The sequence below is a fragment of the Reichenbachiella sp. 5M10 genome, assembly GCF_002742335.1.
GTDB lineage: Bacteria > Bacteroidota > Bacteroidia > Cytophagales > Cyclobacteriaceae > Reichenbachiella.
In genome coordinates, this window is sequence record NZ_MDGR01000007.1 from 2,153,611 (window position 1) to 2,178,596 (window position 24,986).

Annotated in this window: 21 protein-coding genes; 11 read left to right on the top strand and 10 right to left on the bottom strand. The window is 42.0% G+C overall.

The features are described from left to right. The first annotated feature begins 38 nt into the window (after nucleotides 1–38). Genes BFP72_RS08690 through BFP72_RS08695 form a run of 3 tightly spaced genes read left to right on the top strand, consistent with a single transcriptional unit; the run spans nucleotide 39 to nucleotide 5,702 of the window. A complete protein-coding gene (locus BFP72_RS08690) occupies nucleotides 39–3,182 on the top strand; it encodes an efflux RND transporter permease subunit (protein ID WP_369824022.1) in 3,144 nt (1,047 codons plus the stop codon). A gap of 19 nt (nucleotides 3,183–3,201) precedes the next feature. Next, nucleotides 3,202–4,482 carry a TolC family protein gene (locus BFP72_RS19450; RefSeq protein ID WP_221406495.1) on the top strand — a complete coding sequence of 427 codons (1,281 nt, stop codon included), beginning with the start codon at nucleotides 3,202–3,204 and terminating at the stop codon, nucleotides 4,480–4,482. 11 nt (nucleotides 4,483–4,493) lie between these two features. After that, nucleotides 4,494–5,702 (top strand): efflux RND transporter periplasmic adaptor subunit, encoded by a 1,209-nt coding sequence (locus BFP72_RS08695; protein ID WP_099598765.1) that lies wholly within the window; start codon nucleotides 4,494–4,496, stop codon nucleotides 5,700–5,702. 48 nt (nucleotides 5,703–5,750) lie between these two features. On the opposite strand, the gene BFP72_RS08700 is transcribed toward BFP72_RS08695, so the two are convergent. The 3 genes from BFP72_RS08700 to BFP72_RS08710 form a co-directional block, all read right to left on the bottom strand. Further along, nucleotides 5,751–6,311, bottom strand: coding sequence for a rhomboid family intramembrane serine protease (locus BFP72_RS08700; RefSeq protein ID WP_255397180.1), 561 nt, complete (start codon nucleotides 6,309–6,311; stop codon nucleotides 5,751–5,753). A gap of 69 nt (nucleotides 6,312–6,380) precedes the next feature. Beyond that, a complete protein-coding gene (locus BFP72_RS08705; protein ID WP_099598766.1) occupies nucleotides 6,381–6,854 on the bottom strand; it encodes a hypothetical protein in 474 nt (157 codons plus the stop codon). Nucleotides 6,855–6,943: 89 nt separating this feature from the next. Beyond that, the gene (locus BFP72_RS08710; protein ID WP_099598767.1) at nucleotides 6,944–8,338 is read right to left on the bottom strand and encodes a TlpA family protein disulfide reductase; all 1,395 of its coding nucleotides are present in this window, start codon (nucleotides 8,336–8,338) and stop codon (nucleotides 6,944–6,946) included. A gap of 336 nt (nucleotides 8,339–8,674) precedes the next feature. Here BFP72_RS08710 and BFP72_RS08715 point away from each other — a divergent pair, with 336 nt between their 5' ends. The 3 genes from BFP72_RS08715 to BFP72_RS08725 all read left to right on the top strand — a co-directional run bounded on the left by BFP72_RS08715 (nucleotide 8,675) and on the right by BFP72_RS08725 (nucleotide 13,240). After that, nucleotides 8,675–11,587: a response regulator gene (locus tag BFP72_RS08715; protein WP_099598768.1), complete on the top strand. Its 2,913-nt coding sequence runs from the start codon at nucleotides 8,675–8,677 to the stop codon at nucleotides 11,585–11,587. Nucleotides 11,588–11,721: 134 nt separating this feature from the next. Next, nucleotides 11,722–12,801, top strand: coding sequence for a TrkA family potassium uptake protein (locus BFP72_RS08720; RefSeq protein ID WP_099598769.1), 1,080 nt, complete (start codon nucleotides 11,722–11,724; stop codon nucleotides 12,799–12,801). A gap of 1 nt (nucleotide 12,802) precedes the next feature. Then, a complete protein-coding gene (locus tag BFP72_RS08725) occupies nucleotides 12,803–13,240 on the top strand; it encodes a hypothetical protein (protein WP_143519999.1) in 438 nt (145 codons plus the stop codon). Between the two features lie 55 nt (nucleotides 13,241–13,295). Here BFP72_RS08725 and BFP72_RS08730 read toward each other — a convergent pair whose 3' ends face one another. Continuing rightward, nucleotides 13,296–13,931, bottom strand: a complete 636-nt coding sequence (locus tag BFP72_RS08730) for a GPP34 family phosphoprotein (RefSeq protein WP_099598771.1) — start codon at nucleotides 13,929–13,931, stop codon at nucleotides 13,296–13,298. Nucleotides 13,932–13,982: 51 nt separating this feature from the next. Then, entirely contained in the window at nucleotides 13,983–15,230 is a 1,248-nt protein-coding gene (locus tag BFP72_RS08735; protein ID WP_099598772.1) for a sodium:proton antiporter, read from the bottom strand. A 443-nt stretch (nucleotides 15,231–15,673) separates the two neighbouring features. Between BFP72_RS08735 and serA the strand changes: the two genes are divergently transcribed. The 3 genes from serA (at nucleotide 15,674) to BFP72_RS08750 (ending at nucleotide 19,920) form a co-directional block, all read left to right on the top strand. Beyond that, complete coding sequence (gene serA / locus BFP72_RS08740; RefSeq protein ID WP_099598773.1) at nucleotides 15,674–17,572, top strand: phosphoglycerate dehydrogenase; 1,899 nt, start codon at nucleotides 15,674–15,676, stop codon at nucleotides 17,570–17,572. A 293-nt stretch (nucleotides 17,573–17,865) separates the two neighbouring features. Next, nucleotides 17,866–18,948 carry an aminotransferase class V-fold PLP-dependent enzyme gene (locus tag BFP72_RS08745; RefSeq protein WP_099598774.1) on the top strand — a complete coding sequence of 361 codons (1,083 nt, stop codon included), beginning with the start codon at nucleotides 17,866–17,868 and terminating at the stop codon, nucleotides 18,946–18,948. A 51-nt stretch (nucleotides 18,949–18,999) separates the two neighbouring features. Beyond that, nucleotides 19,000–19,920, top strand: coding sequence for a universal stress protein (locus BFP72_RS08750; protein ID WP_099598775.1), 921 nt, complete (start codon nucleotides 19,000–19,002; stop codon nucleotides 19,918–19,920). Here BFP72_RS08750 and BFP72_RS08755 read toward each other — a convergent pair. Then, a complete protein-coding gene (locus BFP72_RS08755) occupies nucleotides 19,917–20,381 on the bottom strand; it encodes a MarR family winged helix-turn-helix transcriptional regulator (protein ID WP_099598776.1) in 465 nt (154 codons plus the stop codon). The genes BFP72_RS08750 and BFP72_RS08755 overlap by 4 nt on opposite strands. A 96-nt stretch (nucleotides 20,382–20,477) precedes the next feature. Here BFP72_RS08755 and BFP72_RS08760 point away from each other — a divergent pair, with 96 nt between their 5' ends. Further along, entirely contained in the window at nucleotides 20,478–20,897 is a 420-nt protein-coding gene (locus BFP72_RS08760) for a DoxX-like family protein (RefSeq protein ID WP_099598777.1), read from the top strand. 4 nt (nucleotides 20,898–20,901) lie between these two features. Here BFP72_RS08760 and BFP72_RS08765 read toward each other — a convergent pair whose 3' ends face one another. The 3 genes from BFP72_RS08765 to apaG form a co-directional block, all read right to left on the bottom strand. Next, on the bottom strand, nucleotides 20,902–21,825 hold the full coding sequence (locus BFP72_RS08765) for a chromosome segregation protein SMC (RefSeq protein ID WP_099598778.1): 924 nt from the start codon (nucleotides 21,823–21,825) through the stop codon (nucleotides 20,902–20,904). A 99-nt stretch (nucleotides 21,826–21,924) separates the two neighbouring features. Continuing rightward, complete coding sequence (locus tag BFP72_RS08770) at nucleotides 21,925–22,716, bottom strand: O-methyltransferase (RefSeq protein ID WP_099598779.1); 792 nt, start codon at nucleotides 22,714–22,716, stop codon at nucleotides 21,925–21,927. Between the two features lie 21 nt (nucleotides 22,717–22,737). Continuing rightward, on the bottom strand, nucleotides 22,738–23,124 hold the full coding sequence (gene apaG / locus BFP72_RS08775; protein WP_099600734.1) for a Co2+/Mg2+ efflux protein ApaG: 387 nt from the start codon (nucleotides 23,122–23,124) through the stop codon (nucleotides 22,738–22,740). A 79-nt stretch (nucleotides 23,125–23,203) separates the two neighbouring features. Between apaG and ung the strand changes: the two genes are divergently transcribed. Next, the gene (ung, locus tag BFP72_RS08780) at nucleotides 23,204–23,866 is read left to right on the top strand and encodes a uracil-DNA glycosylase (RefSeq protein ID WP_099598780.1); all 663 of its coding nucleotides are present in this window, start codon (nucleotides 23,204–23,206) and stop codon (nucleotides 23,864–23,866) included. A 28-nt stretch (nucleotides 23,867–23,894) separates the two neighbouring features. Here ung and lepB read toward each other — a convergent pair whose 3' ends face one another. Continuing rightward, nucleotides 23,895–24,986, bottom strand: coding sequence for a signal peptidase I (gene lepB / locus BFP72_RS08785; RefSeq protein WP_099598781.1), 1,092 nt, complete (start codon nucleotides 24,984–24,986; stop codon nucleotides 23,895–23,897).

Below are 24,986 nucleotides of genomic sequence, written 5' to 3' on the forward strand. Positions count from 1 at the left end.
AATAAGCTCATGAGCTACTCTATTCAATTACTTCTATCATGAATAAACAAATCAATATGCTTGATAAAATCATTCGATTTTCCATCAACAATAAACTGATCGTGGGGCTCTTGACTCTCGGTCTGATCCTATGGGGTAGCTACTCACTGATTCAGCTACCCATAGATGCTGTTCCCGACATTACCAACAACCAAGTACAGGTCATCACAGCGTCACCATCTTTGGCCGCTGAGGAAGTAGAACGGCTCATTACCTTCCCTATTGAAATCACAATGGCAACCATTCCAGACCTAGAAGAAATCCGTTCCTTCTCCCGTTTTGGACTCTCTGTAGTGACCATTGTCTTCAAGGAAGATATAGACATCTACTGGGCACGGCAGCAGGTCAACGAGCGCATGTCTACCGTCCAGGCACAAATCCCCCCTGGTGTGGGACAGCCTAGGCTAGGCCCCATCACTACTGGACTCGGCGAAATCTATCAATATGTCATCGGTACCGAAAAGGGATACGAAGACAAATACGATGCAAGAGAACTCCGCAGCATCCAAGATTGGATTGTACGCCGACAATTGATTGGTACCCCTGGTGTAGCAGATGTCAGCAGCTTCGGAGGCTACCTCAAACAATACGAGATCGCCCTAGATCCCAATCAGCTCAACGCCATGCAAGTCTCGATCTCTGAGATATTCGCAGCACTCGAGTCCAACAACGAGAACACCGGTGGAGCCTACATTGAGAAAGACAAGCGAGCACTCTTTATTCGTAGTATTGGGCTCGTCAGTAGCATCGACGACATTAACTCCATCGTCATCCGCAACAACAGCGAAGGAATACCAATTTTGATAAAAGATGTCGGTACGGTCCAACTTGGCAATGCCGTACGCTATGGTGCAACCACACGAAACGGTGAAGGCGAAGTAGTCAGTGCGATCGTCATGATGCTCAAAGGTGAAAACTCTGCAGAAGTTATCAAAAATATCAAAGCGCGCATCAACCAAATCCGAAAAACACTACCGGAAGGCATCACTATCGAGCCATTCCTGGATCGTAGCAAACTCGTAGACAATGCCATCCATACGGTTTCCAAAAACCTAACCGAAGGAGCACTGATTGTCATTTTCGTCCTACTCCTCTTACTAGGCAATCTCCGTGCAGGCCTCATCGTCGCATCAGTTATTCCTTTAGCGCTACTATTCGCTTTTGGTATGATGAATTTCTTTGGTGTATCTGGCAACCTGATGAGTCTCGGAGCGATTGATTTCGGGCTGATTGTAGACGGTGCAGTGATCATCGTCGAAGCGACCATGCACCATCTAGGTCTGCTTAGATTGAGTCGTCGCTTGACGCAAAAGGAAATGGACGAAGAAGTCTATCAATCCGCCAGTAAAATCCGCAACTCAGCTGCCTTTGGCGAGATCATCATCTTGATCGTCTATTTACCCATACTAGCTCTCGTTGGTACCGAAGGCAAGATGTTTGGTCCTATGGCGCAGACTGTGAGCTTTGCCATTCTTGGGGCCTTTATCCTCTCGCTCACCTACATACCAATGGCATCTGCACTTTTTTTGAGCAAGGACACACAGACCAAGCCCAACATCTCTGACAAGATCATGACCTATGTGCATCGTATCTATGACCCTACCATACGTTGGGCGATGCATCAGCGTGGGGCCATACTCGGTTGTACAACTGGACTGTTTCTTATTTCTCTATGGGTATTCAATCGTATGGGGGGTGAGTTTATACCCACACTCGAAGAAGGTGATTTTGCTGTAGAGACACGTGTCATCACAGGCAGTTCACTCGAAAACACCATCCAAGGAACTACCCAAGCCGAACAAATACTACTGGAGAGATTTCCAGAGGTAGAGCAGGTTGTATCCAAAATTGGAGCAGGAGAAATCCCTACAGATCCTATGCCTATCGAAGCAGCAGACCTCATGATCATACTCAAAGACAAAGACGAATGGGTCAGTGCAAACAACAGAGAGGATCTCGCCAACTTAATGTCCGAGGCATTGGAAGATATACCTGGGGTCAATTTTGGTTTTCAGCAGCCGATTCAGATGCGCTTCAATGAACTCATGACTGGCGTACGTCAAGATGTAGCCATCAAAATATACGGAGAAGACTTGGACCAGCTTTCTGACTATGCCTTACAAATTGGGCAAATCGCCAACACGGTGGAAGGTGCTGTGGATTTGTACCTAGAAGAGATCACTGGTGTCCCTCAGATTGTCATTGATTACAAGCGCAACCAACTGGCCAAATACGGCTTGACGATTCAAGAGGTCAACCGAAACATCCAGACTGCTTTCGCAGGTGTATCTGCGGGGTTGGTCTATGAAGGAGAAAAGCGCTTTGACCTAGTTGTACGCTTGAATAAGACCAATAGAAGCAATATTGAAGACATTCGAAACCTCTATCTGACACGACCCGATGGGCATCAGGTCCCGTTGTATCAAGTCGCAGATGTAGTCATCAAAGACGGCCCCTATCAGATCCAACGAGACAATACTCGACGCAGAATCATCGTAGCTTTCAATGTCCGAAACAGAGACATTGAAAGCATCGTCACTGAAATCCGTCAGAAGATCGAAAAGCAAGTGGCCTTTGCCCCAGGCTACTCCGTCACGTATGGAGGACAATTCGAAAACCTAGTTCAAGCACGCCAACGCCTCATGATAGCCGTCCCTTTGGCCTTGTTACTCATCTTTGTCTTGCTCTACTTCACCTTTCAGTCCATCAAGCAAGGCCTTTTGATTTTCACCGCCATCCCATTATCCGCGATCGGAGGCATCTTTGCCCTCCATCTGCGTGGCATGCCCTTTAGCATCTCTGCTGGCGTGGGCTTCATTGCCCTCTTTGGAGTAGCCGTACTCAATGGAATTGTACTGATAGCAGAATTCAACAGGTTGAAAAAAGATGGAGTCACTGACCTCTACGAGCGAATCTACCAAGGCACTAAAGTTCGTCTAAGACCAGTGCTTATGACAGCCGCAGTGGCTTCTTTGGGCTTTTTGCCCATGGCGCTCTCTCACTCTTCAGGGGCTGAAGTACAAAAACCACTTGCTACCGTAGTAATTGGAGGTTTGTTCACTGCGACATTGCTCACATTGATCATACTCCCCATCTTATACTACTACTTTGACCGACCCTCATCCAAAAAAGATTCATTGTAAAATGACAAATAAAGAAAACATGAAAAGGAAAAGAAAAGATCTCTTCAAAGTATTGTGGCTTCTCCCATTGGTGTGGTTGGAAATGGGCTTCTTGGCTCAGGCACAATCCCTCTCTAGAGAAATCCGCACATTGGATGAAGTGATTGAAATTGCCCTAGCCAACAACCCAACACTCAAAGCAGCCAGTCTTGAGGTTGAGCAGCAGCGTGCCCTCAGAGGGAGCAGTTGGAACCTACCCAAAACAGAAGTGTCTTGGGTGCATGGACAATACAACAGTGTACGCAACGATGACAATCAGTTCAACATTAGTCAGCGGTTGGAATTCCCAACGGTCTACTCCCATCAAAAGCAATTGGCAAAGGCCCGCATTGAAGGCAGTGAGCAACAGCGGATCGCGACACAAAACGAACTGATACGTGAAGTAAAATCGACGTGGTATGCACTCTGGCTTGCTCAGAGCAAACACCTTCTTCTCCTCACACAAGACAGTATCTACCGCCGCTACCGAAGTGCCGCGGCACTTCGGTATCAGACCGGAGAGAGCAACATGCTCGAAAAAGCTACCGCTGAATCGCAAGTCGCTCAGATCGAATTATCAATCGCACAAAACGAAGCAGACATCTCCATCCTCCAAACGGAACTCATGACACTGCTACATGTAGACGAACCTGTCCAGATGAAACCAGGCCCCATGGTCAAACGAAAAGGTATACTTGAAACAGACTCTTTAGACATCAGTCAAAATCCTACTCTAGAGTGGTTTAGACAGATGATGCATATCGCCGACAAAGAAAAATCAATCGAAAAAGCGCAATTGATGCCAGACATCACATTGGGCTACTTTAATCAGTCCTTGAATGGCACAGGCCTGGATACTGAGGGTACGCCAACTCGATACACCTCCAGTGATCGCTTCGATGGATTTCAAGTCGGCTTGGCAATTCCACTCTTTGGGTCCAAAGCTCACATTTCGCAAATTCAAGCGGCAGAATACCGCAGACAAACGACCGAGGCCCAATTGGAAGCTACAACTATTCAGTTGCAAGGAAAACTGAAAGCACTGGTAGAACAATACTCTAAACACCAATCGAGTCTCAAATACTACAACGAAAATGCACTCCCACAATCGGACCTTATTTTGGCTCAAGCCCAAAAAGGATTCGATAGCGGCAGTATCAACTACAACGAATATACACTGGGGCTAACCATGGCTCTCAATATCAAATTCAACTACCTCGAAACACTCAACATGTATAATCAGACATTGATTCAAATTGAGTACATCACAGGCATACAATAAAACGACACACCATGAAATATATACATCATATCCAAACTCTGATTCTCTCTTTGACTTTAGTTCTATCAGGGTCGAGTTGTGAGAATCCCTCTGCCAACCATGAAGACCATGAACATCATGACGAGGAAGGCATCGTCGAACTCAACGATGCGCAGTATCAACGAGCACACATCAGTCTAGCCAAGATCGAATCACGCAATATTGGGATGGAACTAAAAGTCAATGGTGTCATCGATGTCCCTCCACAAAGCAACATCTCCATCAACATGCCCTACGGAGGATTCGTCAAGTATACAGAGATGCTACCAGGAACACCGGTGAAAAAAGGGCAATTTCTCGTCTCGATTGAGAACCCTGAGTTCATCCAGTTCCAGCAAGAGTACCTAGAGAGCCTGGCCAACCGCGAATATCTACATGCAGAATACAAGCGTCAAGAGCAGTTGCACGAAGAAAAAGTCGCCTCTGCCAAAAACTACCAACAAGCCAAGAGCACATACCTCGCCAATGAAGCTCGGCTCAAATCCATGGAAGCGCGTCTGCGTGTGATTGGTATCAGTCCCAAAAAGGTACAACATGGAAACATAACCTCTACTGTCAATCTCTACGCACCTGTCAATGGATCTGTGCGTGAGGTCTACACCAATGTCGGCAAATACATCAATCCACAAGATGTAATCATGGACTTGACCAATTCTGATGATCTACACGTCGAACTGACCGTCTACGAAAATGACATCCCCAAGATCAAGAAAGGTCAGCGTATTCGTTTTGCTCTCAGCAATGAACCCGACATTTGGCGAGAAGCCGAGGTCTTCTTGGTTGGAACGAGTGTACGCGAAAACCGATCTGTGACCGTACACGGTCATCTCCAGCATCACGATACAGACTCTGTGGATCAATCAGGTCTCGTGCCAGGCATGTACATCACTGCGCGCATAGAAACCGCTATATCTACCGTTCCTTCAATTGCTGAGGACGCCATCGTTCGCTTTGGAGGCAAGTACTTTGTATTTGCTGCGCTCGGAACAAAGGTAGAGGACGATCAGACCATGCACCAGTACCAAATGATAGAAATCGAACAAGGAAGCAACGAAGACAATTACACGGAGATACGACCGGTAGACTCTCAGCTCAATCTTCAAGAAATGGAGATTGTCACGCAAGGAGCATTCACTCTTTTGGCCAAGGCCAAAAACACAGAATCCGGACATCATCATTGAGCCTACCTCTACCCGACAAGCATCCCTCCACCTTGTCGGGTAGAGGCCTCAATCTACCTTCCTCTTGTTGCGGTATACAAAAGCCAGCACCGTACCGACACCAGCACCGAATGCATGAGACTCCCAAGATACCCTAGGGTCATTGGAGTGTAAACCATAAAAGAGTCCGCCATATAGCAATACAACAAGGATAGAAATGGTCAGTGACTTTGTATCCTTACGAAACAAACCAAACAGCATCAAAAAGAAAGCCAAGCTATAGATCACTCCGCTCGCACCGATGTGGTAAAAATCACGGCCAAAGATCCACACCAAGAGACTTGGCAGAAAATAGGAAACGCAAAAAACAGGACGAGCAATGCGTGAATAAAAATAGAAAAGAATAACTCCTAACAATAGAAACGGCAGGGTATTAGAAAGTAAATGATTGATATCTCCGTGGATCAAAGGTGCCAACAGCACTCCAATCAACCCAACCCAATGCCTCGGGTAGACGCCAAAGTATACCCCCAAATCAATCTCCAAATAAAACTGACACGAAAACATCAACCACATGACAAAAGTCAAACGAAGAGGAATGGTAGCACTTTTTCGATATTGAGAGATCATATGGCAGTAAACAAAAGAGCGCTAACCTTGTCCGGTTAGCGCTCTTTAAAATTTCGTATTGAATTATACTTAGTGATCGAAATTTTCTGGATCATCAATCATCCTCAACTCCATCAATTTTGCCTCTTCATAGCTCACGGACATATATCCAAGCACTCCACCAGAAGCTTCGGCTACCTTTTTGGCCATTTCCTTAAGTGATGCATGCAACTTCACTGCAAAGTTATGATCGATTTTAGGCAGTATATGGTTCAGTTTTCGAAGTTCCTGTGTGATATACTCCGTACGAGCATCCGCATTGTCTGGAAGTTCCTCGACATACTTTTCAAACTTCTCTTGAAAACTCTGGCCTACTTCTCTATAATATTCGATCAACTGCTCTCTAGCTCTCGCTTGCTTACTGTTTGCGATCTCTACAGCTTGTGCGATTTCAGACTTATCGATTTTGTCATCAGCTCCTGCTATCATGACTGACACGAGAACTGGGGCATTCAACAATACCTCTATTTCATCGTCTCTCAGTGTTTTGAATTCTTCAACCATCTGCTTTTTTTAATGTATTCAATTGAGTTCCGAAAATAAGAGTATTTACTTTAATTCAAAAGATTAAATCCATGAATCCAGTAAATAAGCTATAATGACGCTCTTCTAATTTGTTCATTGATAAAACCTTCGACCTGTTCCACATCCAGTTTTTTGGCTATGATGCGTTTGTCCTTGTCCAAGATATAGAGGACAGGCGTACTTCTCACGTTGTATTGTACACGAAAATTGCTCTTGTAACCCAAATCCGCATAATTGAGCCACGTCAAATCCAACTCCTTGATGAATGCCTTCCACTTATCCTCATCCGTATCAGTATCTACTGCTACCACTTGTACTTTTTCATCCAATCTATCATACACTTCTTTCAATACAGGTGTTTTCTTTTTGCAATGTCCACATGTAGGAGAATAAAAATATAAGATCACATAGTCATACTTGACCTCATATAAGTTGACTGGGCGCCCAAGGGTATCTTGCAAATAAATCTGCGGGGCAAACTCCCCGATCTGATTGTCACGATGAAAGACCATCTCGTCTCTCAATTCTTGTAACATAGCCTCATTCGCCCATGGAGCCTTTCCGTTGAGGTAATATTCATCGGCCAAATACACAAAAACCTTATCCATTCCCATGATTTTGTGGTTCTGATACTTTTGAAAAAATGTAACTAAAAAATAACGATACATCTCTTCATTGTTCGCCGACTTGGTCAATAGATAGTTGATCGACGAAATGATCGAATCCGGATTCTGAATCGTCACTTTGTCTACGTACTCATTGATTTTCGCTTCGAATATAGGAGTACGCAGCAAACCCTCCGAATCGAAATTCACTGCATCAAAATAATGATCTTTGAAGTCATTGTACTGTCGTTGTTTCTCGTCACTAGTTAGAGAGTCTCCCTCAAAGGCAAACTGAGCCTTTAGATTCATCAATGTCAATAGCTCCCCTACAAAAGTCCCCTGATCTACTTGTTGCAAACTATCACGTACCGCTTCGTTCAGCTCATTGATTTCATGCATTTCAGCGAGTACTGTAGCCGAGTCGAGTTTTGTTGCTGTAGAATCTATGCTCTTGGTCAAGTCTCTGATTTGCTGTTGATGCCTAATCATGAGCCTTTGAAAATCACGAAATTGTTCATTCGCCAAAGACCCCTTGACTCTCATATCGCCATAGGTATCTATGAGATCCGTCTCAATCTCAAAACGCTGTTCGTCCACTATGAGCTCCATATAGTATGTGGGACTGTACAAAAAATACACTCCTGGTTTGAGGACGGTATTCCCTTCGAACACCACAGTTTCCCCCTTAACCTTAGCAGTATCCTGTAAGTACTTTTTTGTCCCAAAATTATACCCCAAATAGAGTACTGAGTCTTGAGTCCCCTTGACTGTCACTTTAATTTTGTACCCTTGCTCCTGAGCCTGGGCATAAAAGCTCATCAAAACCAATAATAGAAGAAGATATTTTTTATAACTCATAGTGGGTTCATTTCTTTTCTGACCAACGCAAAAAAAGTAATTTTGATACCATTTTCTCAATTGGCATGGGCTTTCTTTTCATTCCTAACAATAATTAACACTTTGTCTACGCATATCTTGGTGTCATTATGATATCTAGATGAAACTCGCTATTTTGAACCCAAATTTATTTTTAATCATAAACACACAAACAGATGAACATTTTAAACATGACACAATTGGCAACTCGCAGACCAGAAGGTGAAGAAAATGACAAAGGCGCCGGTGAAGAGAAGCCAGAGAGATAGTAATTCGTAGTATTTAGAGAGAAATTAATTATTATTTAATCCCCACCAATTGAACAAAGCAATCCATTTAGCAGCAGTATTTTTTTCTTGCTTGTTCATGGTCATTGGTTGTACGGCAGTATTGGCACAAAACGATGACTCTCAACAAAGCCTCAAACTAGAAGAAGCTTTTCTAGCAGCAAAAGCCTATTCTAGCACAGGTCAGACAGATTCATGTGAGTACATCTTAGAGTTGTTGAAAGTAGATTATGATCAGTTTACCACAGAACAGCAACTGGAGTTTCTGTATATCATGACAGACCTCAAGTACTCCGTGGGTCAATTCATACACTCGATCGAGTATGCCAAAAACTATATAGATCTTATAAATAGCAGCAAGCTGGACAATGAAAAAGACAAGGCTAATATACAGGTCTATTTAGGTCTCAGTTACTACTTTATTGACGAACTAGGGTTATCAATAGATGCTTATTTGGAAGCACTAGCGATCTACAAAAAAAGTCAAGACAGGTTTGGCGTAGCTTTGAGCTATTACAATGTCGGAAAAACCTATGCAGACCTTAAAGACTACGAAAAGTCGATTGCTTACCTTTCCCAAGCCATACAAGAGCTCAAGTCACAGCCTCAGAAAGAAAATCGAATTGTGACTTGGTATGCTCAATTGGCCAACGTACTGATCAAAGCAAACAAACTAACGAAAGCAGAATCCATTCTAGATAGTGCCTCCATTCTACTGGAGCAGTCTGACTTGAAAATCAATCCCTTTAACCTATATATAACGTACGGCAGGCTCTTTGCACAAAAAAAGAACATATTGGCAGCTGAGGAGTTTTTGTATAAAGCGATTGAGCTAGCAGAGGAACGAGACAACATCAACCAATCCATTGAAGCTTTAAACACACTGAGTTTTCTCTACAATGAAAACAAACGATATTCAGAAACGATCGCTCTTTTGGAACACTTCATCAACAAACAGCGAGATATTCAAAGCTACCAGACCCGGTTGACTCAGCTCGAAGCGAGGCTCTATGAAGCCTACGTCGAAACGCACCAATACAAAGAAGCGATCATCTTGCATGAAGAGTTCACCTACTTACGTGACTCTATGAGTACGTTGGAACTCTACAATCAGATGAAACAGGCCGAAATCCGCTCGCAAGCAGCAAAGCAGGCTACAGAAAATGAACTACTCAAAAAACAAGACGAGCTCAATCAACAAACAATTCGTGCACAAAACACCTTACTCATCTCTTCCCTACTCGTATTGGTATTGGTCATCGTGATCGCCATCATAATCTACCGAGCCTCTGTCACCAACAAACGACTCTCTAAACAAAACCAACAACAAGCTGATCGCTTGATCCAACTGGATGCTGCCAAGTCGAGATTCTTTGCCAATATTTCTCATGACCTACGCACTCCCATGACACTCATCATGGGGGGCATAGAACAAGTACTGGAAAACAATGATGTCTTCCTTACTGACAAAGCCGCACGTCAGCTAAAAATAGGCCTCAAAAATGGAGAACGAATACTCCATCTCACCAATGAAATCAATGAGCTCATCAAGTTGGAGGACAGTAAATTGGCCATATCCCCCCGATACATTGACATTGACGAGATGCTCAATCTATTTGTGCAGATGTTTAGCTCCATGGCTGAAATGAAAGGAGTACATTTGGCCTACTCACGCACTATCTTCAAAGGCAGTACTATCATTCATGCAGACCCACATCACTTCGAAAAAGTATTGTTTAATTTGATTACCAATGGTCTAAAACACACCAAAGAGAAAGACTCGCTGACTGTTAGCCTCAGCCAAGACAATGGCAATCTCGTCATCTCAATCGTAGATACAGGCGAAGGGATCCCTGAGCAAAACGTCCCCTATATTTTTGATCGGTATTATCAGGCTCCCGATACGACCTTCAAAACACAAGAAGGTTTTGGTATCGGTCTTGCTCTTGTCAAGGAAATCATCGACAAACACCAAGCTAAGATTGAAGTAAATAGTAAATTGGGTATTGGCACGGAGTTCAAAATCTCCATACACCAGGAAAACGTCAGTCCAAACAAAGTAGCCAACCTCTCCAACCTAGAGTACAGCTACGAAAAACGAGATTTATTTAGAGACATTGATGATTCCCTTTCTTCAGACAAGCCACTTGTACATATTGAAAGCATACAAAATGATGCCCGTCATTCTACCAAGAAAAAGACCATATTGATCGTCGAGGATCACCCCGAGGTGAGAGACTATATCTACGACATCATAGCCGAGCATTATACTGTATTGACTGCTGCCAATGGGAAACGCGCGCTTAGAGTTTTAGAAAAGGATAAAGTTGACCTGATCATTACGGATCTGATGATGCCTTGGTTTGATGGCTTTGAACTTCTCGAACAACTCAAGCAAAACGACAGACTCAAGCGGATACCCGCTTTAGTACTCTCTGCCCGTACCTCTGACGAAGACAAAGAGCGTGTACTATCCAAGGGAGTCAATGATTTCCTCTGCAAACCCTTCAAACCCAAAGAACTCCTCAAAAGAATTGAGAACCTACTCAATCGAAGTGAATGGAACAACAACAACGAAGAGGCACTCTTCATAAACAACGCTGAGACAGTTGATGAAGTCGAATCTTCATTACTCAAAAATGTAGAGCAATTGATTTTAGCCAATATTCATGATCCAAACTTGAGTATTAATTTTCTAGCAGAAAAGGTTTACGTAAGCGAACGAAAGTTCTATAGATTGATCAAGAAGCTAACAGGAACAACCCCCTACGAATATTTGAAAGAAGTAAGGTTACAGTATGCCAATCGAATCATTCTAGAAAAAAAACTCACAAGCACTTCAGAAGTCGCGCGAATGATTGGCATGAAGAATGTGAGTAATTTCAATAATCAATTCAAAAAGCGCTTTGGCAAAAAGCCATCAGACTTGATGCCCGAAACCTAATTCAAACTTATTATTCGACATCCCGCTCCCCTCTCGAACAAACCCCTGTTTGTTTTGCCAATGTTAATTTTAAATTATCGGCAATTTTGATAACTTGACTCTTTAAAAATCACCTAACTTGATAGCTACAATACATGCTCAATTCGTCTGAGAAACAAAAGGTCAACAGGTTCATCCTAGCCATATTGCTTGGCATTATTTTGTATGTAGTTCTGATCACTTTACTGGTTCGTTTTGAGCAAGACAGCAGCCAATCATCCATCACCAATTACCACCAAGCCGTGTGGTACACCATCGTGACATTGACTACTGTAGGCTATGGAGATATTACCCCTATCACCATATACGGACGGGTGGTTGGTTATATATTCGTGCTATTAAGTGTGGGAATCTATGGGTTACTCATTGGTGAAATCACAAATCTTGTTTCTACTATTAAACAGAATAAAATGCTAGGCTACAACGGAACCGTTTTTGAAGATCATGTCGTCATCATAGGCTGGAGTGATTTTGGTCAACTGGTCACAGAACAGCTCATCGGAGCGAGCAAGCAGGTGGCTATTGTCACCAACCAACGATCAGATATCGAGCTCATTCATGAGAAATACAACAAGAAAAATGTCTTCACTTTGTATGCTGATTTTGAAAACTTCGAATCCCTCAAAAAAGTCAATATAGAAAAATCACTCGTCGTATTTGTCAACCTAAAAGATGACACAGAAAAACTCGTATTCATCCTCAACATCAAAAAGATATTTGATAATCTAGAGTTTGTAGTCACACTCGAAAATGCCAACCTTAAAAATACTTTTCTCAATGCGGGTGTCACCAACGCCATCTCTCCACATGAGATTTCATCCAAAATTTTAGCGAGTTATATGTTTGAGCCGGATGTAGCCTCGTACACAGAGGACATCATGTCCTTTGCCCACACACCGACCGACTATGACATCAAACAGTTCTTGGTTACTTATGACAATCCATACTTGAACCACACGTACACACAAGCGTTCAGCGACCTCAAAACAAAATTCAATGGCGTACTAATTGGGATGGTCAAACGAGGTGGAGGCAAAAGACATCTCATCAAAAACCCTCAAAAGGAATACAAGATCGAACTGGGAGACTATTTGATCATCATAGTCAACGGAAGCTCATTTGAGACCATCCAAAAAGCATTCAATGTACAAGAGGGGTACTTCAAAGAAAAATAACATGATGAAAGTAAAATCAATACCTCTAGCCCTACTTTACCTCCTACTACTTGTGCTTGGGACAATGAGTTGTGAAAACAGGGATGTCAACCATGGGTCAGGCCCCAATTTCAGTGAAATTCACGAAGACATACATTACCATTTTGATGAGACGGTTATCGATGGAGTCAAGTACCACATTCTCGAGCGTGACAGAAACAATCCCCACGAAGGTTTTGGTTTCATGGCTCTAAACGGAGTGGATATTCGAAAAAACCAAGACTCCATCAAAGCTTATCTCAAGACAATTCTCGAACTACAAATTGTCACGGCTGCACAGCAGCAAAAAATAGAAAACGTAGAGATGGAGAAGTATGCACAAGAGCTGTTCGATTTTTACCTAAAAAAATCCCAGACACCTCTTCACTCCAATGCTAAAGAAAAAAGAGCTGAAGAATAATCCTCAGCTCTTTAGTATATCATTATTATAGTCTGTCAAACAAACTGTACTTCCCTTAATTTGCACTAAAGTGCGTTTTCAAATCGTTCAATACTAATTTAGTGTTTTCATCAATATTGTCCGTTGACGCAATATCCTTGGCCGACTTGACAGCATCTATCAATTCATCTCGGTCTGAGAACACCTCCTCTAGAATCCCACAGTTGTGAATCATAGACATCAAGATCACTATCGCTGGCGTAGGTTTTTTACCTTTTTGCACAACAGCTTTTAGCGTGTCTCTAATTTCTTGTTCGAAAGCATAATTAGCATTATCCATTCGCTCCGATACAGGTATCCAAAGCAATTTGGTAGACTCTACCTTCAAAATACCTCTCTGTACCAAAAGCTCTATAACATCATCTTGAATATGCTCAAAGCCACCTGCAAGTTTTTTGATCGTAGCAGAAACTGTATCACCACCACCCCCTAGTGCTTTCAATACACTATCAAGCACCTTATTACCCGTACCCGTCGTGTCTTTGATAATTATTTTACCATTGTCAAAAGAAACTCTTTTGATCAATGAAAGCTCTAAAATAACAATGGCTAATAAACCGTGATCTATCGAATGTTCTGCTGCTGCCAAGAGTCTTCCTTCTTCGTCATCTAGGGCGATCAGCATTAATCCTTCTGCTAAACTTAACTTCATTTAAATTCTTGTTTGTTCTAAACTAGGTGCAAATATGATAAAACCTTTTTATTATTTCATAATTTTTTCAATGGTGAGCCCCTGTACTAAGATAGAAAAGACAACCACAGCGTATGTAGCGGTCACTATCACATCCTTGGCAGGAATGCTGTCAGACAAGGACAAAGCCAAAGCCACAGAGATACCACCTCTCAAGCCCCCCCAAGTTAATATCATAATGGTCTTTTTTTCAAACTTTTTCCCAAAAGCTTGCAAAATGGTGATTGGAATAGAAACACCCAAAAATCGAGCAAACAGCACAACAACAATAGCTACAGGCATAATTAGCAGGTAGTGATTTTGAAATGTCTGCGTAATCACAATAAATTCTAACCCAATCAGGATGAACAAAATAGCATTGAGAGCCTCGTCAAGCAAGTGCCAAAACTTATATACATATTCACCGGTAGCATTGGCGAGATGCTCACTTCGTCCTTGATTACCAATAAACAAGCCCATCACCACCATACCCAATGGAGCCGACACATGAATCAATTCGGCCAATCGTCCTCCTACCATCACTAGCGTCAAGGTGACCAACACTTCCAGCTCGACATGGTCATTGTCAATATAGTTGAGCAATTTGAAGCCCATGAAACCAAACAATGCTCCTAGCAGCAAGCCCCCAAACACTTCCGTCACAAACAAACCAGCAACACTCATGGCACTTACTTCGCCATGCTCTCCACCTCCTTGTGCAATACCAAGAATTGTCAAAAAGATAACTACTCCTACCCCATCGTTGAACAAGGATTCACCCGCAATTTTGATTTCCAAACGCTTCGCCAGGCCGACTTTCTTCACCAATGACAATACGGCAATAGGATCTGTAGGAGAAATCAATGCCCCAAACAACAAGCAATAGATTAACTCTACTTCTACCCCCATAAATGGGAAAGCAAAAAACATCAAATACCCCACTATAAATGTAGACATCAATGTCCCTACCGTAGCGAGGATCACCACAGGCAACTTTTCATTGAGCAATCGACTCAAGTCCACAGACAAGGCACCTGCAAACAACAAGAAGTTAAGCATCACATTCAACAATACCTCTTTGAAATCAAACTCTTGTACGATATGCTCTGCACCATTCAGTATAGACGGCATGACAAATCCCAACAAAACAATCCCCACCGAAGAAGCCAAAGCGATTGCCATCAGTCCAATGGTAGACGGTAATTTCAAAACAGTGATGTTGACAAGTGTAAAAACGGCTGCTAAAAATATCAGTAATGTGATCAGATCAAGTATCCCCATTGTTCCTTAATAAATTATGTAATCAATTGTATGAATAAATATACTTCTCAAGCGTTTTCTTCAATCCTTTCTACATCAGAAAACAGCATTAAAGCTGCCAAGATACGAACATTTCAAGCGTGATTCCGAACTTTTTTGATTAAAATCCAAGAGCCTTTTTCGGTTCAAATCGGTCCTATTATCCGTATAAATACCGACTCAATTTTTCAAAACTCATTTCCAAAAGGAGCGTTAAAACCAAAGAAATAATCTATAACCGCGATAAAAATTATTCAAATAACAAATTATCATATAAAGATTGTCATTTTTGCAATAATCATGAGTAGTCGATTTAATTCAAATAATTATGACTCTCTTTTATTGCAATAAGAATAATTTTGCGGCACTAACTGTGGCAGTTACACAATAGACTCCACACGATCAAAAACTAAAGTAATCATTGAATGACGGAATCTAAGGTCGCCAATTTTGTAATAGACTTTGACAGTACTTTCACACAAGTAGAAGCATTGGACATCTTGTGTACCTTGGCCTTTCAAGACGAAGAGGAAAAGAAGGTTGCATTGGCCGAAATCGAAAGAATCACCAATCTTGCCATGGGGGGAGACCTGTCGTTTAGAGAGTCCCTCGAGAGTAGGTTGAAAATACTGAGGGCACACAAGGATCATATTCCTCTATTAATTGAGGAATTAAAATCATTGGTCTCTCCCTCTTTCATAAGAAACAAAGAATTTTTAGAGAATAACTCAGAACACATTTACATTCTATCCAATGGATTCAAGGAGTTCATTAGTCCTATCGTGGAGGAATATGGCATCAAAGCAGACCATGTTTATGCCAACACATTTGAGTTTGACAACAAGGGTTTCATCACAGGATTTGACAAAGAAAACATCCTCTCTCGAAGCAAAGGAAAGCCTGCGCTCATCGAATCACTCAGTCTCGATGGTGAAGTGTATGTCATCGGTGATGGATACAATGACTATGAAATACGAAAAGAAGGACAAGCCAACCGCTTTTATGCCTTCACAGAAAATGTAAAAAGACAAAACGTGATGGACTATGCAGACCATATCGCTCCATCATTAGACGAAATATTATATCATAACAATATGGAAGGAGCACTCTCATACCCTAAAAACAGAATCAAAATTTTGCTACTCGAAAACATCCACAGCAAAGGGGTGCAAATCGTAGAAAATGAAGGTTATCAAGTAGAAGTCCACCCCGCAGGACTGACAGAAGACGAATTGGTTGAAAAGATCAAAGATGTATCTATTTTGGGCATTAGATCCAAAACAATCGTAACCAAAAGAGTACTTGACAATGCCAAGCGCTTGATGTCTATTGGTGCATTTTGTATCGGAACCAATCAAATCGATCTGACTGAGTGTACCAAAAGAGGCATCACCGTATTCAATGCTCCATATAGCAATACCCGATCCGTAGTAGAGCTCGCCATCGGCGAGATGATCATGCTCATCCGCAACTTACCAGACAAAATCGCCAAAATGCATGAAGGCAAATGGGACAAATCTGCCAAAAACAGTTTTGAGGTGAGAGGTAAGAAACTAGGTATCGTAGGCTATGGCAACATCGGCAAACAACTCTCTGTATTGGCAGAGGCGATGGGACTCCAAGTATTCTACTACGACATTGATGAGAAACTGCCTATCGGCAATATCACCAAATGCAATACACTCAATGAAATGCTCGCCCAAGTGGATATCGTATCGCTACATGTAGATGGACGCAAGAGCAATGAGAACATCATCGGCAAAGAACAATTCGATGCAATGAAAGAAGGCATGATCTTCATGAATCTCTCTAGAGGTCATGTCGTAGATATCCCTGAGCTGAAAAAAGCGATCGAATCAGGAAAAATTGTTGGAACAGCGGTGGATGTATTCCCAGAAGAACCCTTGAGCAATAACCACGAATTTGTCTCAGAATTGAGAGGTTTGCCAAATGTCATCTTGACTCCTCACATCGGTGGCAGCACACTCGAAGCTCAAGAAAACATTGCTGAATTCGTTCCGAACAAAATCATCAGCTACATCAACACAGGATCGACGACCAACAGTGTCAATTTTCCCAATTTGACCTTACCAAAATTGGAAAATGCGCATCGGTTCATTCATATTCACAAAAACAAACCAGGCATCATCGCTGAGATCAACAATATCCTAGCGAGTCACGACATCAATGTCATGGGACAATACCTCAAGACCAATGAGATCATGGGGTATGTCATCACTGATATTGACAAGAAGTACGACAAAGAAGTCATCAAGGTCATGAAGAAAATTGAAGGAACTATTCGATTCAGAGTATTGTACTAAAACCAAAAACCCCGTCCAATTGGACGGGGTTTATTACTAAGGATCTCATGGTTTAGTTAAACCTCTTAAGAAAAGATTTAAGCTATCCGAATGATTCAATCTTCCACTGTTATCTCCGAAGAGTCCCGATCTAAACCGAGATGAGGCCTGATTTAGCCACCAGAGTCACTCGTTTTTGTTATGATCTAAAGCTTAATAAACTTGCAGATCCAAAGAGGGTACAAATATATCTACTTTAACTTCTTTTACCATAATTTTGCGCTCATTACCGCCAAATGTCTCAAGCTATATAAATGAATAAAATATTCTTTACCCCCGGTCCTTCTGCTTTGTATTTCACTGCAGAACAGCATATCAAAAACGCCTTGAAAAACAACGTGGCATCTATCAGTCACAGAAGCAAGCAATATATCAGCATTCATGAAGAGACCGTCAATGCACTCAAAGAGCTCTTGGATTTGCCTGAAGGTTACAGCATTGGATTCACTTCTTCGGCTACTGAAGTCTGGGAAAGAATCTCTGAAAACCTCATCGACCAAACTTCCTACCACTTTGTCAATGGATCCTTCTCCGAAAAATTCTACCAGGCAGCCCATGACTTAGGCAAAAATGCAATATTGAATAAAGCCGCTTATGGATCTAACCATGATTTGAAAAATGTGGAGATTCCTGAGGAAGTAGAGTTGATTGGTCTCGCACAAAACGAGACCAGCACTGGTGCCATGCTACCTGTAGCAGACATCGAAGGTCTACGTGCCAAATACCCTGAAAAGCTTTTGGCTATTGATTCCGTTAGTTCCTTACCTGTGACACGTTACGACTTTAGCAAATTGGACACTCTGTATTTCTCTGTTCAGAAATGCTTTGGCTTGCCATCAGGACTAGGTGTCTGGATCTACAACGAAAGATGTCTGGAGACCGCTCGTAGGCTCAAGGAAGTGGGTAAATACCACGAAACCTACAACAGCCTATTGAGCATTGACAAGTTTGCTCAAAAAAACCAAACCAGTTGCACTCCCAACGTAATGAACATCTACTTATTGGGCAAAGTCGTGCAAGACATGCTCAGCAAAGGTATAGACCAAATCCGACAAGAGTCGGCATACAAGAGTGCTTTGATATACAACTTGTTTGAGAACCATGAAAGGCTAAATGCTTTCGTAACGGAAAAGAAATTTAGATCTACCACCATCGGTGTGGCAGAAGTACAAGGAGGTGCCGAGCCGCTCATGTCAGCTTTGGCAGACAAGGGTTTGCTCGTCGGAAGTGGATACAGCCAGTTCAAAGGCAAACATATACGCATTGCCAACTTCCCTACGCATTCCAAAGAACAAATGGAACTACTCGTAGACACGATCAATACCATTGAGTTCTAACCTTTTTGATATATTACATTTTAATTCCCTCGTTTAATCCACCGAATACTCATGAATAGATTCAAAAGAATACTGGTTGCCCTAGATCATACAGATATGGACAAGGAGTTGATTCGTGCAGCATCCTTCATCTCTTCTTTAGCCAAAAGTGAAGAAGTTTTGTTTATCAACGTGATCAAAAATATTCAAGTCCCAGATCATATCAAGAAAGAGTTTCCAAACTTAATGCAGGACGCACTAAAAGAACGTAAAGAGGACATCCAATTGAGTGTAGATCGCTACTTTGAAAACCAAGAAACAAAAGCGGTCATAGAGATCAAAGCAGGTCAACCTACCAAATCTATCTTGAAAAATAGTGCGAGCGAAGAGATCGACCTCATCATCATGGGAAGAAAAAATGAAAAACCAGGTGGTGGTGTCATCATTCACCGAGTGGCCCGTAGAGCTGCCTGTTCACTTTTGATCATCCCCAAAGGCTTCAAAAAGAAGGTCAATAAAATCCTTGTCCCTATTGACTACTCCAACCACTCGTTGGACTCACTCAATCACATCATTGACATTTCTGAAAAGAACATGCCCAAGGTGAAAATTGTACCTCAGAATGTATACCAAGTACCTTCAGGGTATCACTACGCTGGCAAGAGTTATCAGGAGTTTGCGCAAATCATGGAGGAAAATAGTGGGAAAGAGTACAAAGCATTTGAGTCTAAAATCAAAAAAACGAAACTGGACATCAAACCGATCTTTACTCTTGACAGAGACGAAGATGTCATTTCTACCATCTACAAGACAGCCAAGAAAATCCGTGCCAATGCCATTGTCATCGGAGCAAAAGGGGTCACTAGCGCATCGGCACTATTTTTAGGGAGTAGTGCAGAAAAATTGATTCAGATGGATTCAGAAATCCCACTATTCGTCATGCGTGTCAAAGGCAAACAAAAAGGAATCATTGATTACCTGCTCAAACTCTAATGATCCGGTTGGGTTCCTCGGAACTTGTCCAACAAATCGTTGAATTGCTTACACTCTTCTTCGGTAAAATGATTGATTCGTTGGGTCAAATTATCCAACTTGGTATCTAACTCATCCAGCAGTGCTAAACCCTTTTCATTGATCTTTACATCCACCGCTCGGCGATCTTTGGAATTAATTTGACGAGTGGCTAAGCCTTTGGATACTAGTTTATCAATAATCCTAGAAGCATTGGACATACGATCCAACATGCGGTCTATAATCAAACTGATCGTAGCTACTTTAGGATACTGACCTCTCAAAATCCTCAATGCATTGTATTGCTGAATTGTCAACCCATAGGGTTTGAACAAATAAAACTCTTGTTGATTGAGCCAATTACTCGTAAACATCAAGTTCACTATTACTTTGTCAAATTCGGATTTGAACTTCTCCTGCTTTATGTCTTGATTCAGTCCCATGACATTTGTATAATATGTTACAACATTAAATATATAACTCGCGCACTAAAATTAAACAATGCTTGTTGATTATCTTGAAACAAAAGTGAAGGAGCCATGAAAACACAATCTACTCGAATCAAATACCTGCCAAAAATCATAGTTTCGGCCATTTTGATCCAAACACTATGGTTCAAATTTGGCATTGGCGGAGAGGCAGCCCTCAACGAATCCAAGCAGATTTTTGAGAATGTATCTCAAGGGCTATTCGATGACAAAGCGTACGAACCACTACTACGCATTGGGACTGGTTTATTGGAATTGACCATCGCAATCCTCCTATTCACCCCGCTCTCTGGCGTGGGCGCACTGTTGGGTAGCTTCGTCATGCTCAGCGCGATCGCTTCACACCTTCTTTGGCTCGGCCTAACTACAAACAACGATGGCGGCCTGCTTGTCTCGCTGGCCGCCATCGTATTGCTTTGTTGCATCAAAATAGTCTTTGACGAAAGAAAGCGAATCCCTTTCTTAAACTAACTTCTTACTTCACTACAAAACTCCCTTCTCCCATTTTGTAGTCATCTGTATATACTTCTACCTTGTGCTCACCCAAGTCATACTCTGATCCCTTGTCATACAGAAACGTAAGCGATTGTGTGTTTCTATCATAAAGAATTTCCTTTTTCACTGTAAAGAAGTTTTCACGTCCTTCAAATACAAACGTACCCGAACCAGTAGCCACATCAAATATCACTTTGCCATCGGGACCTGTAATCTTCAATAAGATATCCATTCCTTCAATTGGAGCTACTTTATTCTCCAAAACATCAAACTCAATCTTGAGATGGCTGATATGTCTATTTTTGAAAACACCTTCTTTTTCCTTGTCATTGCTATTGACAGCTATGACCTTCATTCCTTCGATTTTAAGCTGAGATGCAATTGCTACTTTTTGCTCAAGAGCACTACGATCTGTATTCAAATCACGCAAAGATTCGTTGAGCGCATTGGCTTCATCCTTCAACTCAGTATTCTCCTCAAGTAATTCCTGATTGAGTACCTTGAGTCGCTCGATCTCTTCATCTTGAGCCAACAATAGCTGTTTGTAGCCATCTACCTTTCCTTGTAGATCGTTTATTTGTCTGTATGCTCTTTTTCTAAATGCCTTCTTCTCTTCTTCCAGCTGATTCTTGATTTGCAACAATGTATCTATTTCTCCTCCCAGTTGCGCAATCTTTAGAATTCTGCTGTCTAGTTCATTACTCATAGAGTCCAAGTCATTGTAGGCTAAGTCAAGTTGTTGTTGGGTGATTCCATTTTGACGTTCCAACTCTATTGATTCGACTAACTTGTATACAAAGCCAATAGCCAGTGCCAACATCAAGATACTCGCTAATACGATAACGATCCTCTTTCTGCTTTGTGCTTCTTGCTTTTTCGGCTGTTGTTTCTGATTAATTTCCATATTCTCTTTAATTCCAAATTGTAAAAATAGGCCAATATCATTCTTAATCAAGACCTAGATGACTTAAGAATAAAATACAAATCAAAGACCAGACCAAAGTCAAAAATCCAACACGTAAGATTTCTTAGAAAGCTCTCTCTTAAAGACTAGAATACCCATTTGGAAATTCTCAATAACAATCCCCTGCCCAAATGCCCCAGAGATTTCTTCCCATGCTCGGCGCATACCTGAGGACCAATTGATATCATCGAAAATAACAACTCCCAATTGAGGATTGACAAGCCCCCTGAGCATACCCCAATACCTCATGGTCGCTTCATAGGTATGGTTGGCATCCAAGTAGATCAAATCAAAAGACTCTCCACAATCCAACATATTTGGCAATACGTCATCAATATCTTGCTCCAACAAACGAACCTTAGTATCTACCCCCAAAAGAGAAAAATGTGTTTGGGCCTTCTGTGCTAACATAACATTTCGCTCGACAGTGACCACTGATTGAACTGTCTGAGCCTCTGCCAACACCGATACATTGAGTCCCAAAGAAGTCCCCAACTCCAAGACAGACTTGGCTTCAATGTGTTCCAGCATACGCTTGATCATCCAAGAGTACCGCATAGGAGTTGTCCCATACTTAGCAATCTGACCTATTGTTTGCGAAGCGCCTAGAGATGTCCCTGCTCCCGCAGTACTATCTACCAAATTGGTATCCTTAGTCAGCTCAACCCACAAGCACAACGCAGGATGTGTATCATCCATTTTGGAGGCAGGTTTGAGCACCGTACAATACAAGGAAAAAACAAAGGGGGGTTGCAACGAATGTTCGTCCATTTTCGTCAACCAATAGATAAAAAACCGCTTGATACGAAAAAGCGCTACGTTGATTTCCAATACGTAAATACTGAGAGGTGACTAATTGTTTCGTTCGGGTACGACCATGACAAATTCAGGGATCAAAACTTCAATCATCTTGCCATCAATGATACGTTCCATAAGGTAAGTGCCATACATCTTACCAATACCACTTCTTAGGTTACAACCAGATACATACACATGCTCCTCTCCCGGCTCAATAGTAGGTTGTTGCCCTACTACTCCTTCACCCTCTACCTCACGATCCGAATACGCTGCATCCTTAATGTACCAGTGTCTACGTTTCAACTGAATGGTATTCTCACTTTCATTGGTGATGATGACTTTGTAGGTAAAGACATAATGAAATTGTCTCGGGCTAGAATACTTGGGTTGATATTCTGTCTCGACACTCACTTTTATTCCTTTTGTCTTTTGAGTAACCATCATTGGATCGTCATCGGGTAATTGCATTGCCTAATTCTTGAGAATACAAGTAAATCAATTTATTTTACATACAAAAAAAATGGATGTAAAAATTCACGAAAGCTGGAAAAACAAGCTTTACAAAGAATTTCAAAAGCCTTACTTTCAATCACTTACCTCATTCATCAAGACAGAGTATGCTCATTACAAAATTTACCCAAGAGGTACAGAAATCTTTCATGCCTTCGATTGCTCTCCTTTTGACAGCACGCGTGTAGTCATCATCGGACAAGATCCCTACCATGGTGAGGGACAAGCACATGGTCTCTGTTTTTCAGTCAACGAAGGGGTCAAACCTCCTCCTTCTCTTCAAAACATCTTCAAAGAGATCAAAGAAGATTTAGGACATCCAATCCCTTCATCTGGCAACCTTGATCGATGGGCCGAGCAAGGCGTATTGCTGCTCAACGCTACTTTGACCGTACGTGCCCAAACACCAGGATCACATCAAAACAAAGGGTGGGAAGAATTTACAGACGCAGTAATCTCTCAATTGTCTGACCAAAAAGAGCATCTGGTATTTTTACTATGGGGAGCGTATGCGCAAAAAAAAGGCCGTATCATTGATTCTAAAAAGCATTTGATTTTGGAATCTGCACACCCCTCACCTTTTGCGGCCTATCGAGGTTTCTTTGGCAACAAACACTTCAGCAAAACCAATATATACCTCAAAGAAAAAGGCTTACCAGAAATCATCTGGTAAGCCTTCCCATTTTGTAACAATGATTGGATCAGTTGATCCCACTGAACAGCCTAGACCATCGAATCTTGCCCAGTAAATCTGCATTGGGATCAATGGACATCCAAATAAAAGACGCTTCACCCACGATATGATCTTCAGGCACAAACCCCCAATACCTTGAGTCCTCAGAGTTGTGACGGTTATCCCCCATCATAAAATAATAATTTTGCTGAAAGGTGTATTCGGTAGCTACTTTACCATCAATAATCAATTTATTCTCTTGTACTTTGACATCCTCCAACCCTTCGTAATCTCGAATCGTCGAACCATAGGTAGCTACCATATCTTCGTCCAGCTGGATCGTCATCCCCTCTGCGGGAATCACCAATGGCCCGTAGTAGTCTACATTCCAAGGAAAACGAGAAGCGTCTGGAAAAATCCTAGGCTCTACGTCACTCTCTTGATGTCTGACTGGTATCACTCGCTTGACAAATGGCAGAGATTCGAATTTCTGTGCATCCTGTGGTCTTGCCTGTATGTAACAGCCACCATCGTAAGGTCTCACATCCCAAACCCCATTCTGCTCGAACACACGCTGATTGATCGTCTTGTCTGAGGCTATGAAATACAAAAACTGCATATCGGCGGGATTTTCGCCCTTCTCTCCATTGATGTAGACTTGTGTATCCTTGATCTCCAACGTATCTCCACCTACAGCGACACATCGTTTGATGTAGTGTGTTTTGAGATCTGTCGGATGCTCAAACTCTGGCGGATAGTTGAAAACTACTACGTCGTTTCGCTCGACATCACCCAAGCCAGGAAGCCTAAACTGTGGCAACTGAATCGCATCAGAGTAAGATGATAAATCACTCAAAGGCCCCCATAATTTTGCGTGCGTCAATGGCACTTGAAGAGGTGTTTTTGGTGTTCTTGGTCCATAGTTGATTTTGCTCACAAAGAGAAAATCACCTACTAGCAGTGTATTTTCCATCGAAGGAGTAGGAATCGTGTATGCTTCCATGAAAGCCCAACGAATCAAAGTTGCCGCGATCACAGCAAACACAATCGCATCCACCCACTCTCGAACCGCCCCCTTTTTCTTCTTTTCTTTTTTCTTAAAAATATTGAATATACTCAT